Consider the following 13566-nt stretch of genomic DNA (forward strand, 5'->3'; position numbering starts at 1 on the left):
TTGGCTTCGGTTTGAGCTGTTTCGGTTTCGGTTTTATTTAATTCTTTTGGCAGTTTTAGCTGTTTGGAGCCGGGTAATTTCCTAAAGAAAAAATTAATTTTGTAAATCAAAAATGCCCTTGCGTAATTTGTCGCAGGGGCACTTCTTTATTGGTTATCATATTGGACAAAGGATCGTGCATAACCTAATAATGCATATTTATATGCTTATGAATAAGGAGGGGCTGTATGACAAAACTAGACTCGTCCTCACGTCTGAAGGTCAAAAGGGATACTTTTTTTCTTCCAGATTCACATGGCGGTGTGTATTTTAGAAACAACTTAAGCACCTTACGAATGGAAGGTAATACAATCTATCAGTGGATTGAAAAAATAATTCCCTCGTTCAATGGAGAGCTTACATTGGGAGAATTAACAGTGGGATTAACTGCCCCTTATCGGGATAGGGTGTACGAAATAGGAGAAATGTTGTACACCAACGGTTTTGTACGGGATCTAAGCAAAGAGGCTCCTCATCAATTAAATCGAAGCGTTCTTGAAAAGTATGCTACACAAATCGAATTTATAGAGAATTTTATGGAATCTGGTGCGTACCATTTTCAAGAATATCGTCAGGCGAAAGTTCTGGCTGTTGGCTCTGGTCCCTTTATGGTTTCATTGGTTTCCGCGTTAATCGAATCAGGTCTTCCCAAAATAAATGTTATGGTTACAGATTCCATTCCTACCAATTGGCAGAGGCTAAATGAACTGGTGCAAAAGGCATGTAAGACCGATTCTGAAGTCGAGATAAAGAATGTACCCTTTCATAAAGACGCGGGGAGCAGTTTCTGGAGAGAAGCAATTCAGCCCTATGATTGCATTCTATACGTCTCGCAGGATGGCAATATAAATGAACTAAGGGATGTTAATCTGGTTTGCAAACAAGAAAAGAAGGCATTTATGCCATCCATCTATTTAGACCAGGTGGGGCTATCTGGTCCATTTGATCAAACGGATACAGATGGATGCTGGGAGTCCGCTTGGCGCAGAATCCATCACTCTGCACTAAAAAAAGATCAACCGCCTCAATCCTTCTCTTCAACAGCGGGATCGATTCTGGCAAATGTTTCAGTATTCGAATTTTTCAAAAGAGCTACAGGGATTGCAGATTCCAATGAGAGTCATCAAATTTACATGCTTGATCTTGAAACCCTCGAAGGAGACTGGCTTTACTTCATCCCACATCCATTGGGTACGTCTACACGTGATACTCTAAGACAGGTGGAAGATTTTGATTTACGCCTTGAACAGGAAACGGACCGAAATGAACAATCGAGTGACCTCTTAGAGTATTTCAGTCGATTAACGTCAGAAGAAATAGGAATTTTCCATACCTGGGAGGAACGAAATTTACCCCAACTTCCACTTGCACAGTGCTATGTTCAAGCCGTTAACCCCCTTTCAGAGGGACCCGCAGAGCTACTTCCTGAAGTTGTCTGTGCGGGACTAACACATGAGGAAGCAAAAAAAGAGGCCGGGCTGACGGGCATTGAAATGTATGTTTCACAAATGATAAATTTGCACGATGTGGGTTACAAACATCAGAAGAATAAGGTAGGTGTGAACATACCTGAGGAATTTATAGGCATCGGTGCTGGGGAAACAATCGCAGAGTCTGTTTGTAGAGGCCTTCAAGTATATTTAGGTGAAGAATTGAAAAAGAGAAAGGTCGATCAGCAGAGTACGGTTTATGGTATTAAGTTGGGAGCCATAGAAGATAAGAGATGCAGATTTTATTTTAATGCCCTGACCACCTTAAATGGTGTTCCAACAATTGGTTTCAAAGAGGATGTACTAGGCTTTCCTGTAGCATATGTAAGGTCGAATGGCTGTTTGTACAAAAGTGCAGGTTTAAATACAACATTGGCATTACGTAATGCATTGGAACAAGCGCTTTTGGAATCTCAAAACCAAGTAAATTCTACAGTAAAGCAAGAGATGGAGTCAGAGGTTTTTCTAGAAAAAAACGAAAGCAAACTTGATATCCCATCTTGTGATGAAATTACGTCTCGGGAGCTATTACAATCGTCTATTCATGTATTAAACCGGAACCGCATGCGGTTAGTAATCTATGACTTTGCCTTTGAGCCTTTTTTAAAGCAAGAGCTGGCAGGGGTGTTTGGAGTTCAGGTTCAAGAGGGGGGATCCTAATGGCTGCTTATATACTTATAGATGGTGAGGGTCTATTAGCGGAATATGTCTATGATCAATTATCCCCAAACTATATTGTTAGGCGCCAAAGCATTCTTGAAGAGGTTCCCGAAAATACAGAATTAGTTCTTGTTCTGCACGATACCTGGAAACCACACGTTCATCAAAAAGCTGAAGAGAGGTTAAGGGCCCTAGGTATTCCATGGCTTCGAGGTTTCGTTTCGTTTGGTGAGGGAATCATTGGTCCATTTGTACGACCTGATGTACCGGGATGTTCTCAGTGTGCTGACATACGACTTATGTTAGCTGGACCTGATCGCCAAGAAATGTTGGGTCTTCGGATGAAAATGGCAGCAAGAGAAGGTTTACTCCGTGATGCATGGGTATCACGAACCGGACTATCGCAAATGGCGATCTTGATTAGTAACGAAGTGATGAAGATTCTTCAAGGAGAACAAAGCTGCTTAGGAGAACGGGTGTTCATTACAAATCTGAAAATGTTAACGATCTCCAGCCACTTTTTCTTGCCAGATTCGTTGTGCCCTATATGCAGTCTAATACCTAAAGACACATCTGAATTGGCTTACATTAAGTTAGAACCTAGCCCTAAATTGAATCCTGCTGGTTACCGATGCCGTTCGATGGATGAATTAAAAAACGTGCTAGTCAAAGATTATCTGGATGATCGTACTGGTATCATGAATGGGAAAATGCAGGATTTCAGGCTGCCGTTCGCTGACGTTTTAGTGAACATGCCGTTGTTTGTCGGGGACGAGGGAGTAGCAGGTAGATCTAATTCTTATGAAATGAGTGAGCTAACTGCTATTTTAGAGGGTTTGGAGAGGTATTGCGGAATCGAACCTCGAGGCAAAAGGAAGGTAATTCGTGATAGCTATCACAATTTGGCGGATAAAGCATTAAATCCTGCAAGGGTAGGTTTGCATGAGGAGGAACAGTATGCAAAGCCACAATTTCCATTTAAACCATTTCATCCTGATCAACCAATGAATTGGGTCTGGGGATATTCATTTTTACAAGAACGCCCTATTCTGGTTCCGGAGTTACTGGCCTATTACAGTTTGGGATATGAAGAAGGATTTGTTTATGAGACTTCCAACGGCTGTGCATTAGGAGGGAGTTTAGAGGAGGCCATTTTCCATGCCATTATGGAGGTCGTTGAGCGAGACTCATTCTTATTAACCTGGTATGCACAACTCCCACTTCCCCGCCTTGACCTTAGTTCTGCGAACGATAAAGAATTGCAGTTGATGGTTAGCCGGATTCGTGAAGTCACTGGGTATGACCTGCTTTTTTACAATGCGACAATGGAACATGAGATTCCGTGCGTTTGGGCAGTGGCAAAAAATAGAAAATCCAAGGGTGCAAACCTCATTTGTGCAGCAGGAGCTAATCCTGATCCTGTAAAGGCAGTAAAAAGTGCGATATACGAGCTTGCAGGAATGATGATTAGGCATGACGAAATCTTAGACAAAAATCGACAGAAATATGAAGAAATGTTACAGAATCCGTTCGCTGTACGTACCATGGAGGACCATGGCATGCTTTACGGGCTGAAAGAAGCAGAGGAGAATTTAAGTTTTTTATTGGATGAAAATCGTCCTTTACGTACATTTGATGAGGAATTTAAATGTCCGTTGGTGAATGCTGATTTGAAGGATGATGTTGAGGATATTCTAAATAAGTTTCGAAGGTTAGACCTGGAAGTCATTGTGGTTGACCAAACATCACCTATAACCAAAAGGAACAGCTTATTTTGTGTAAAGGTATTGATTCCTGGAATGCTGCCAATGACATTTGGACATCACCTTACACGTATAAGAGGTCTTGACCGGGTACTCAACGTACCTGTAAAACTCGGGTTTAAAAAGCAACCGTTAACATATGAACAGTTAAATCCATATCCCCATCCATTTCCATAACTGCAAGAGTAGGAGGGTTTCAGGTTGGAACTAGATACATTCCTATACAATCTGCATTTTGACACTGATAAACTTCTTACGTCGGATTGGCAACCGGATTGGGAAGACGCACCACTTCCCTATAAACTGTACCGTGGCTTACCAGAGATTCCACTTACCGCAGATGTACCGTTAACCCTCAAAGGGAGAGAAGTTAATTCAATACCAAGCCTAGAGGAGTTTGGTCATTACTTATGGTATGTATATGGTCTTACTCGATACTCTCAAGTTCCTTTCATTGAGGGCACCGAGGAAAAACCTACTGTAAGCTACGCCCAGTTGTTTCGCAGATTTGTTCCTTCTGGTGGAGCGTTGTATCCCAATGAATTATATGTGTACTTAAAGTTGGAGGATGTACCAGAGGGAGTTTACCACTACGATGTTGCACACCATCGCCTTTTATTGCTTCGAGAAGGCAACTACGATTCCTATCTATCCAGAAGTCTTGGAAATCGTTATAATCTTTCAGATTGTTTTTGCATTGTTTTTGTATCGACGGTTTTTTGGAAAAATTTTTACAAATACAATAATTTCTCTTACAGGTTACAAGGGTTAGATGCAGGCGTGCTAATTGGGCAATCGTTGGAAGTGGCGGATAGGATGGGGTTCTCAACACGGGTATGTTACCAATTTCTAGATCGTTCGATCAATCATTTGCTTGGGCTATCTGAACAGGATGAAAGTGTAAATGCTGTGATCCCATTATCTATTTCTAATGTTGACCAATTTAAATTAGAAAAAAATATTTCTGCAACGGAATTGTCAAGGGAAGTTCCGCTGCTCAAGCATGTAACATATAACCGTTCAAAGAGAGTCATTGATTACCCAGTACTGAAAGAGATTAATGAAGCCTCGATGTTGGAAGCAACACATTCATTTGTGAACATAAAAAAAGATGATCCTCATAGAAATGCATTAGGTACAGAGTTAATCATACTGCCATTTACGGAGGCAATGTCATACGATTTAGCATCCGTCTGCAGAGAGAGGCATTCTCCTGATATTGATTTTATGATAGGGAAGGTCAGTCAAACAACAGTATCCACTTTGTTTAATGAGACTTTATCATTTTCATATCAAAAAGACCTTGACAATACCCAGGGGAATCATGATACAGGTTTAAATTTGTATGGCACTTTTTATAACGTGGAAGGTGTTAAAGATGGTGCTTACGCATATGACAAAGGGGCACATGCACTTCGGAGAATATCTAAGGGGGATTTCCGGGAGTATATGCAAAATTGTTTAACAACGCCTATTGTAAATCTGTTTCAAGTTCCACTCTGTTTGCATGTTGTTGGAGACAAGGACCACTACAAAAAGGAACTGGGCTATAGAGGATACAGAATTCAACAGATGGAAGCAGGTATACTCGTTCAAAGGCTACTTTTGACAGCGTGTGCCCTAGAGTTGGGGGGACACCCATTATTAGGATTCGACTCGAACCAAAGTGATGAACTTTACGGAGTAAATTCGATAGGAAAAACAAGCCTTATCCAAATCCCTGTCGGTCCATATCATCCTCGCGTCTGGTTAAAAGGAAATTTGAATAGCTAAGATAGACAGGAGAAATGAGATTTTTTGGAATTAAATCAAGTGAATTTGAAGACTTTAAGGATTGGACTGGTGAAAATAAGGAGATTATCCATTTCCTAGTTCAATTAGGAGCCGACTTTTTTAATGTTTTGTTGAATAATAATGCGTAATAATTGTAAACATTAGATTTTAAAAAGTATATGAAGGTGAACGTAGCTACATCCATAATGAACTTGATTTCTACAATCAATACACCAGTCATGTAGAGTGTGTGAACAACTGTTTCAGAATATCTGCTTGAAATTGCTAACATTTTGCTAACGCAATCTCATGAAAAACGGTAAAATATCGTTAAAGATGTTACATCTCAGATTTCTTAAAAAACTGATAACCCGTACTTTTCATACTCATCGTTAACGATATTACACACTCTCATCTTACGGGCGGCATGATGTAAGAGAAACTCTAAACCCTTGTTGTTCATGGGTTAGAGAGAATTTCATAAAATCGAGGTCATTTTATTGACCGCAAGTACCAGTAAAATGATCTTAGTCCAAAAGACTTTTCATCAAATCACTAAATTGATGAAAAGTCTTTTTTTCTGCTCCTATAGTTAGATGACCTTACATTTTTCCACCTCTTTGGAATGTGAGAGGGGCTTGGTTAATGGAAATACAAACGAAAGTGAATTGGAACTTTACGAATCTCCTTGGATTTATATACTAACTGCAAATGTAAACGCATAAAGTTTGTATTAATATAATAACATTGCTAATGGCAAGTTATTGATGTCATTATGATCAAATCAATTTAGGTATAGGGGGGAATTTATGTTTAAATACTTTTCTTTTATAAAAAAACAAAAAGAAAAACAAATAAACCCTCTGTTATTAACAAAATTAGATCGAATTATTGAGTTATTAGAACAGAAAGAAAAAGGAAATGAAGCAAAATCAATTCAGATAGATCATGTTCAAATTGATCACTTGGAAAACCTTACTTTTCAGCTAGATAATCTTGATATTGACGAGTTAAGCGGAAAGTTGATGATAGGAAACAACATTATGAGTAAAGGGGATTTGTCTGAATCACTCGATCTAAAAGTTAATAGTAATTTGTTGAAAAAAGAATCTTTATCAGAAACATCCGCCCCCCAAGAAAAGATAGAGAAAACCTCTAAAGGTTATCGCTTCCGAAACGATCTTTAGATGAATGATTTGCAAACTTCAATGATCGTCACATAGGTTCGTCATGTTCAATGTTTGTAATTTTAATGTCTCGGTCATCAATAATTCCATCCACTCCATCCTGGTCATCTACGTAATTTACATTATGTTTAATCTGATTTTCATGACCATATAGATTACCTATCGAATAATTTAATTTGGTATTAGCGTCTATTCCATTTATATGTCCTTTTCCAATACTCAAGGAGTTATTATTCGTCATTGCATTAACATTTACACTTTCAAGGGTAAGATTTGTTGTGTGATTATCGTTTGGTTGTTCAACGTGGAGATTTATGTCACGGTCATCAATCGGGGTATCTACAATATCAGGATCATTTAAAATTAACGTATTGTGAAGGAGCAGATTAGACCGACCACTAATACTTCCAATCACCCGATTCTCTTTTCCATGGGCACTCCAGCCGATTGCTGAGTTCTGCTCTCCAATAAATATTCCTGATTCCCTTTGCATCGTTTGTACATGTATATCGCCGGTAAAGTTTATATGTTTTGATCTTATCATCTTAGGTTCACCACGTTTGATCAATTTTCTTATTCGTATATTGTACTGTATGTTTAAGGAATTAGAATGTTGATATGGTCCGAAAAAAAGAGAGTGACATTCCACTATAAATTTGAATATCTTACATAAGAAAAGTGGGCAATAGCCGTTATACGATTCAAATGGCTGCCGTGTAATAAGAATCTAATTAACTTTCAAGCAAAAGGAGAAACGGATAAAATGCTCAAATTAAAGCTAGGGGACATAACAGTAACGAGTCTCGGTGATTCTTCAGGTTTTTTTATAGGGGAAACGAATACACATAAAAATTTTCGTTCAAATAAAGTGATTACAGAAATCGTTGGAGACTTATCCGGAAATGAAAATACAGTAATAAACAACGAATGGATTAAAGATATTTTAGAATGGGAGGAGGAATAAATTCATGGAATCAGCTATTTTATCTCCAACTTTCCAGATTGGAACGATAAAAATTGGCGTAATTGAAAGTGCCTCGTGCTTTACAATCGGTAATAACTTTATTGAAGACTTTCAAAATAGTAAACAGCATAACCAGGGACTTGGAAATATTCATGGTGATAAAAATAACCTTGCTCATATGAAAGCATCGCTGTCTAAATACGAGCAAAGTCCAACATCAAAAAAACAACAAGAACAAGAGAATAACCAAAACCTTCATAACCATACAAAAAAACAACAAACCCTTGGTTAATAAAAGGGTTTGTTGTTTTTTAGAATTGACGAATAAATCTATATTTAAAACAACTTAGACATTTCCTCCAAAATTAGGTTTAATATCCTGATCAAAGATGACTCCGTCCATTCCTTCGAAGCTATCTGCAATAGTATTAAGATTTCCAATTGTGGCGTTGCCGATACCATACATACCACCAAGGTTTAGATTTTGTTTTCTGTTGGCATCCATACCATTAACGACTAATTCACCAACTTGCACGACTGCATTTGGTTGGGGAGAATTGACATTGAATACTCCTAAATTGATGACTGAAGGCACATTTTTTTCCTCCCATTCAGTTCTACTTTTTAATCCATCTTATGTAAGGATAAATACTTTGTGACGGTCCCTAGTATCACAGATCACGTAATAAGAATTCATATCAGGTAAAGCTCTGGCGAAAAATGACATCATTTGGCTCAATATATCACTGGGTTTAGCTCAACCGTTTCGTTGATTAACTTTCGTTTGTTTAATGAGGTGCCATCAAACTCATAAACCATAGATTCACCTCTTTGAAACTCAATGTCATCTTAGCCAAGGTGGAGCAGGGTGGTTTGCGCACCGATGGTCGACGTATACGATTTAGGCATTGATTTATGCTTCCTGTTAATTAAATGATACTGACATCCAAAATCTAGATGAAATATTACCTAAGAAGTTGCTGAAGTTTGGTAAACTTGGATAATACATGATTATAAAACTCAAGACCAATCGTTGACCAACTAAGGTTACTCGTTCTGCACTTCATAACGCAGCATCTGTATCAGCTACGTTCCTAACAACTGAGGCAGTAATTGCTGACATTAAGAAGATGCTCATGCAATGCCTGACATGAGCGGCATGATGTAATCATGTCCTTCAGCCCTTGATTTATAAGGGTTTTTGAGTAAGATGAGAGTGGAATGCTAACATTGAGGTTTTAGTCGAGGCTTCTTTTTTATTTGAGTTTCTATAAATAATAAGAGAGCTTCTTATTAGTAAAAGCTCTCAAATATTTATACATTAACATGTAATTAGATCAAGATACTAATCTTAGACCGATTACTGCAACTACTACCAGTGCAATAAAGAAAATACGTAATTTATCTTTGGACTCTCCGTAGTACATCATTCCTACGATAGCACTACCGACAGTTCCAATTCCTGTCCAAACTGCATAAGCGACACCTAAAGGAATGGTCAACATCGCAAGACTAAGAAAGGAAAAACTAAAAATAAAACCAATCAATATTATAAGGAATCCTTTTAGTTTCTGACCTTTCGTCATAATCTGCATACCAGTCACACCAACAATTTCAAGAATACCTGCGATAATTAAGAATATCCAACTCATCCTTCATGGCTCCCTTCTGCACCTTGCTTACCAGTGACAAGCTTTAACCCGAGCACTCCCACAAGTAGTAAGACAAGAAAGAAGAGCATAGCCCAATTAAAAGGTGAATGAAAGATCAAGATATCAACTAACACTGTTCCAACTGTACCTAATGCTACAAAAACGGCGTATACTGTACTTGTAGGTAAAGTGGTAGCAGCTCTGATAAGTAGTACAAAGCTAACAGCAACTCCTATAACAGTAAGAATCCATTCTAAAGGTGAGTTGGCATGTTTTAAACCTGTTGCCCAACCAACTTCAAAGATGGCTGCAACGATGACTAAAATCCACATATTTGTTCACACACCTTTTTTATATTATAATTAACTAACGGTAGTTAGTATAACTCGAATTTAGTATATTTTCAACTACTTTTTTTGGAAGGATGAAGGAATTGAGTACGAAAGATCAAATAATTGAAGCAGCTAAGCGGTCCTTCGCTCAGCATGGCTATGAAGGCACAACGTTATCGCAAATCGCAAAAGAAGTAGGTATTCAAAAGCCCTCGATATACAATCACTTTAATAGTAAAAATGAGTTGTACTTATACGTAGCAAATATGGTTATGGACGATTTACTTGTGAGAATGCATGATACATATGAGCAAAATAGAAATGAGGATTTAGAAACTAGGCTTTATTTATTATTTAAAAATAGCTGTAATTTTATCCTTAATAAACAAGAAGGTATGATGTATGTACGCTTCTTATTATTTCCACCTGTAGAATTGATGGAAGAAGCTAAAGCTATTGTAGAACGAGGAGATCATGAAATAGGCGATATTATAAACAAATACTATACAGAAGGAATTGAAGCAGGGAATTTAAGAGATATATCTGAACAAACGTTTAAAACGGCTTTCTTTTTCTTATTAGATGGATTATTTACGGAAAGCTTTATTTATGATGACTTTCTAAATCGTTTTGAAGATGCATGGACTGTATTTTGGTATGGGTTATCAAAATAAAAATGTTACGGTAACAAATGATAATTGTTCAAGGACAAAGTTTGAAAAAGACGGCTAGCATTTTTTAATAGCTGTCTTTTTCTTTTTTGTATTGGTTACGTCAAAGATATAATGCACTTATTATACAAATCTCTAACAGGCTTTCTAAAATATTTATTTTGTAAGGTGAGGAGTGATTCATAAAGATTAATAATAATAATTGCCGAAACACACATGAATTAATTGCTAGAAAAGTCTACATATTCAATTCCTCGCCAAATAGACTAGTTTTGTGAAGTAGTCATGTAAATAATTTTATCAATAGCAAAAACCACTTCCTATAGAAAATTAGGGAGTGGTTTTTTATGTTGTTAGAAAATCCCTCCTAACATATACAGATTTTATTTTTAATCTGATATCAATACATCAAAAGTAAACGAAATGTTCAGAAAAATATATAAAAAAGATGTTTGTTTGTTATATAATTTATACATGCTTATTGAACGAAAGTTAGAGGGTATAAAATAAATATTAGAGAGGAATAAAACCATGAAATATTTTGCGGCAATATCTACGATGTTAGATATGAATAAAAATAATCAATTACGTGATGCACACCTTGATTATTTAAATAGGCTAGCGAAGGAAAATAAGGTTTTTGCTAAAGGGAAGTTCTCAGACGGTACGGGTGGTCTTATCATCTACAAAGCAAATTCTTTAGAGGAAAGTAACAAAATGGCTAAGGATGATCCGTTTATTATAGGGGGAGCTCGGTCTTATGAAATTCATGAGTGGGAAATGAAACAATGATGAAACACCGAGGGTTAAAGAACGAACTATGGAGGCAAAAAAATGAACCAAATACAATATGATGAGAAAAAACTTTTTCATAATATTTATTGTGTTGGCAGAAATTATACAGCTTTTGCCGAGGAAATGGGTAATAAGCCGACTGAAACTCCTATTGTTTTTATGAAGCCAACCCATTCAATAGCTTTTATGAATGATCGGGATATTTGCTTAGAGCCTTCTGGGGATATTTTGAATGGGGAGGCAGAGATTGTTCTAAGCATTGGCAGGGCGTATGAAAAGGGGATTTCTATTGAAAAATTAGTTGATAAGATGACTATTGGGATAGATTTTACCTATAGAAAACGATTGAACAAGGTGAAAGATAAGGGGCAGCCTTGGCTACCTGCCAAAGGTTTTTCAGGCGGCGCTGCACTTGGTGAATTTAAACAGTTTTCATTGATGGACATTCAATCTAAAGAATTTTCGATGCTTCTTAATGGAAAAACAGCTCAAGTTTCTTCAGCAAGTCAAATGATCTTTTCTTTGCAGCAAACTAGCAGACTTTATTGGAAGTAATTACGGTTTAGATGCTGGAGACCTGATTTACACCGGGACACCCAAAGGCATAGTAACACTGCAGGATGGGGACCATTTGGAAGTCAAATATGGTGAAGAGACATTAGGAGTGTGCAATATTAGATTCATAAGTGAAATGCTTTAATGTAATTATTAGAGATAAAAAGGGATATACATATTCTGAAAAATGAATCTATACCGTACTGATTCCGTGTCAGTTGATGAATTTTTCTCAATCTGTGAAAACTCTGATGCGTTACTAGAATATATAGATGGATTTTGTTTAGATGTCACCATCACCATTGTCAAAACATCAACATGCTTCTTTTTTTACGTTTTAAGGCTCTCAAACCATTTTGGTTTGGGAGTCTTTTTTTAGGCGAAAAATGCTTTTGTCTTTATTTTGATCACAAAATTTTTTTCTTCTACATAAGGTCATATACAATAGCGCATATTCTTTATAAAAAACGATGAAGTTTTATAAGAAAAATGCTTTTCAAACTCGAAAAGATGTAAAAAGTGTCGTAGCGAAAAGGAAAATGAGTTATCAATTAAATTAGACAACACTTGAAACAAAAATATAATAATTGAAAAACACGATTAGTAGCAATCTGTACTAATCGTGTCATTTTTTAAAACGTCAATTTCAAATAAACGTTTGTTTAATGGTTTAGCCTAGTGATACCAGGAAATGATCAATTCAATCAAACATTTGATTGAACTAATTTTATTATGAAGAGAGAAGTGAGGGTTAAACTGTTATACTATTAATTTAGTAGCCTACTATAGTTTTTGGTAGAAATTAATCCTTTACACTAGGAGCATATTTACACCTGATCAGGCTTGGAATTGATTAACAACAAAGAGGTGGCAGCATGAAAGGGCGAACACATTTAACAATAGGTCTAGGAATAGGAGTGGTGGCGTCTTTTAGCCAATCACTTGAAATGATGCCTATCATTTTAGTTGCATCAGGCTTGGCTTCCCTTGCTCCTGATTTAGATGGGAATAATCTATTAAATAAACGTGTAACGAAGACAGCTAAACAAATTAAAAAAGGTGGAGCATTTGTAGGTGGGGCATTGATGGTTCTGTCATTACTTACATTCTTTTTAGATGTAAATTTCTTGTCTTTTCTAGATGAAAAATGGTTTACTCAACAAAATAAACTTCTACTTTTTGGGTTGGGAGCAGTATTATTTGGCTTTTCTTTGAGAAGTCAGGAAACATTAAAAAATATTCTAATGAGCACCTTAAGTTTATTCCTTCTATACTATTCAATTACGAATGAGTTGTGGTGGTTGGTTATGTTTTCCATATACATAGGGGGAGCAGGGTGGTTTCCACACAGAGGACTAACGCATACGATTTGGGCATTGGCTTATTGGTGGTATATGTCCTACCTATTACAAGTTAGCACCGGGGTGGAAAGTTTGGCTCTTATTTCTACGATAGCTTATCTTTCACATATTGTAGGAGACATGCTTACGAAAAAAGGGGTTAAATTTCTAAATCCACTTACGACTAAAGTATTCAGAATTCGTTTGTAGAGCGGATTAGTGAAAGAAAATGAACTATGGACCTTAAAATCATGCAAATTATTCCAGACTCCCGAACATTAATTATTATCCCGGAAATAATATCCGTATTTTGTTGACAGCTAAAATATATGATGTTACTATGAG

Annotated in this window: 16 protein-coding genes and 1 pseudogene; 13 read left to right on the plus strand and 4 right to left on the minus strand. The window is 36.9% G+C overall.

Features of this window, described 5'->3' with window-relative positions; translation table 11 throughout:
• Positions 1–227: 227 nt before the first annotated feature.
• The 5 genes from V7147_RS03960 (at position 228) to V7147_RS03980 (ending at position 6912) form a co-directional block, all read left to right on the plus strand.
• Positions 228–2189: a putative thiazole-containing bacteriocin maturation protein gene (locus V7147_RS03960; RefSeq protein ID WP_335366564.1), complete on the plus strand. Its 1962-nt coding sequence runs from the start codon at positions 228–230 to the stop codon at positions 2187–2189.
• Complete coding sequence (locus V7147_RS03965) at positions 2189–4129, plus strand: TOMM precursor leader peptide-binding protein (protein WP_335366565.1); 1941 nt, start codon at positions 2189–2191, stop codon at positions 4127–4129. The genes V7147_RS03960 and V7147_RS03965 overlap by 1 nt, the downstream gene beginning before the upstream one ends.
• Positions 4130–4153: 24 nt before the next feature.
• Complete coding sequence (locus tag V7147_RS03970) at positions 4154–5725, plus strand: SagB family peptide dehydrogenase (protein WP_335366566.1); 1572 nt, start codon at positions 4154–4156, stop codon at positions 5723–5725.
• Between the two features lie 14 nt (positions 5726–5739).
• Positions 5740–5874, plus strand: a complete 135-nt coding sequence (locus tag V7147_RS03975; protein WP_335366567.1) for a hypothetical protein — start codon at positions 5740–5742, stop codon at positions 5872–5874.
• A gap of 660 nt (positions 5875–6534) precedes the next feature.
• A complete protein-coding gene (locus V7147_RS03980; RefSeq protein ID WP_335366568.1) occupies positions 6535–6912 on the plus strand; it encodes a hypothetical protein in 378 nt (125 codons plus the stop codon).
• Between the two features lie 28 nt (positions 6913–6940).
• On the opposite strand, the gene V7147_RS03985 is transcribed toward V7147_RS03980, so the two are convergent.
• Positions 6941–7456 carry a hypothetical protein gene (locus V7147_RS03985; RefSeq protein ID WP_335366569.1) on the minus strand — a complete coding sequence of 172 codons (516 nt, stop codon included), beginning with the start codon at positions 7454–7456 and terminating at the stop codon, positions 6941–6943.
• Between the two features lie 219 nt (positions 7457–7675).
• On the opposite strand from V7147_RS03985, the gene V7147_RS03990 reads away from it, so the two are divergent.
• Positions 7676–7876 carry a hypothetical protein gene (locus tag V7147_RS03990; protein WP_335366570.1) on the plus strand — a complete coding sequence of 67 codons (201 nt, stop codon included), beginning with the start codon at positions 7676–7678 and terminating at the stop codon, positions 7874–7876.
• Between the two features lie 4 nt (positions 7877–7880).
• Positions 7881–8168: a hypothetical protein gene (locus V7147_RS03995; RefSeq protein ID WP_335366571.1), complete on the plus strand. Its 288-nt coding sequence runs from the start codon at positions 7881–7883 to the stop codon at positions 8166–8168.
• Positions 8169–8222: 54 nt separating this feature from the next.
• Here V7147_RS03995 and V7147_RS04000 read toward each other — a convergent pair whose 3' ends face one another.
• Complete coding sequence (locus tag V7147_RS04000; RefSeq protein WP_335366572.1) at positions 8223–8471, minus strand: hypothetical protein; 249 nt, start codon at positions 8469–8471, stop codon at positions 8223–8225.
• 442 nt (positions 8472–8913) lie between these two features.
• Between V7147_RS04000 and V7147_RS25165 the strand changes: the two are divergent.
• Positions 8914–9044: pseudogene (locus V7147_RS25165) on the plus strand (hypothetical protein); the annotation flags it as partial.
• A 169-nt stretch (positions 9045–9213) separates the two neighbouring features.
• Here the strand turns inward: V7147_RS25165 and V7147_RS04005 are convergent.
• Both V7147_RS04005 and V7147_RS04010 read right to left on the minus strand, forming a co-directional pair.
• Positions 9214–9528 carry a DMT family transporter gene (locus V7147_RS04005; RefSeq protein WP_335366573.1) on the minus strand — a complete coding sequence of 105 codons (315 nt, stop codon included), beginning with the start codon at positions 9526–9528 and terminating at the stop codon, positions 9214–9216.
• The gene (locus V7147_RS04010) at positions 9525–9860 is read right to left on the minus strand and encodes a DMT family transporter (RefSeq protein ID WP_335366574.1); all 336 of its coding nucleotides are present in this window, start codon (positions 9858–9860) and stop codon (positions 9525–9527) included. Before V7147_RS04010 ends, V7147_RS04005 begins: the two co-directional genes overlap by 4 nt.
• 101 nt (positions 9861–9961) lie before the next feature.
• Here V7147_RS04010 and V7147_RS04015 point away from each other — a divergent pair, with 101 nt between their 5' ends.
• The 5 genes from V7147_RS04015 (at position 9962) to V7147_RS04030 (ending at position 13431) form a co-directional block, all read left to right on the plus strand.
• Positions 9962–10534 (plus strand): TetR/AcrR family transcriptional regulator, encoded by a 573-nt coding sequence (locus tag V7147_RS04015; RefSeq protein WP_335366575.1) that lies wholly within the window; start codon positions 9962–9964, stop codon positions 10532–10534.
• A gap of 528 nt (positions 10535–11062) precedes the next feature.
• Positions 11063–11323, plus strand: a complete 261-nt coding sequence (locus tag V7147_RS04020) for a YciI family protein (RefSeq protein ID WP_335366576.1) — start codon at positions 11063–11065, stop codon at positions 11321–11323.
• 42 nt (positions 11324–11365) lie between these two features.
• Entirely contained in the window at positions 11366–11881 is a 516-nt protein-coding gene (locus V7147_RS04025) for a fumarylacetoacetate hydrolase family protein (RefSeq protein WP_335366577.1), read from the plus strand.
• 25 nt (positions 11882–11906) lie between these two features.
• The gene (locus V7147_RS25170) at positions 11907–12026 is read left to right on the plus strand and encodes a hypothetical protein (protein ID WP_438824537.1); all 120 of its coding nucleotides are present in this window, start codon (positions 11907–11909) and stop codon (positions 12024–12026) included.
• A gap of 730 nt (positions 12027–12756) precedes the next feature.
• Positions 12757–13431 (plus strand): metal-dependent hydrolase, encoded by a 675-nt coding sequence (locus V7147_RS04030; RefSeq protein ID WP_335366578.1) that lies wholly within the window; start codon positions 12757–12759, stop codon positions 13429–13431.
• Positions 13432–13566 lie beyond the last annotated feature (135 nt).

Source organism: Bacillus sp. JJ1521, assembly GCF_036965165.1.
In the GTDB taxonomy this organism is placed as follows: domain Bacteria; phylum Bacillota; class Bacilli; order Bacillales; family Bacillaceae_L; genus Ferdinandcohnia.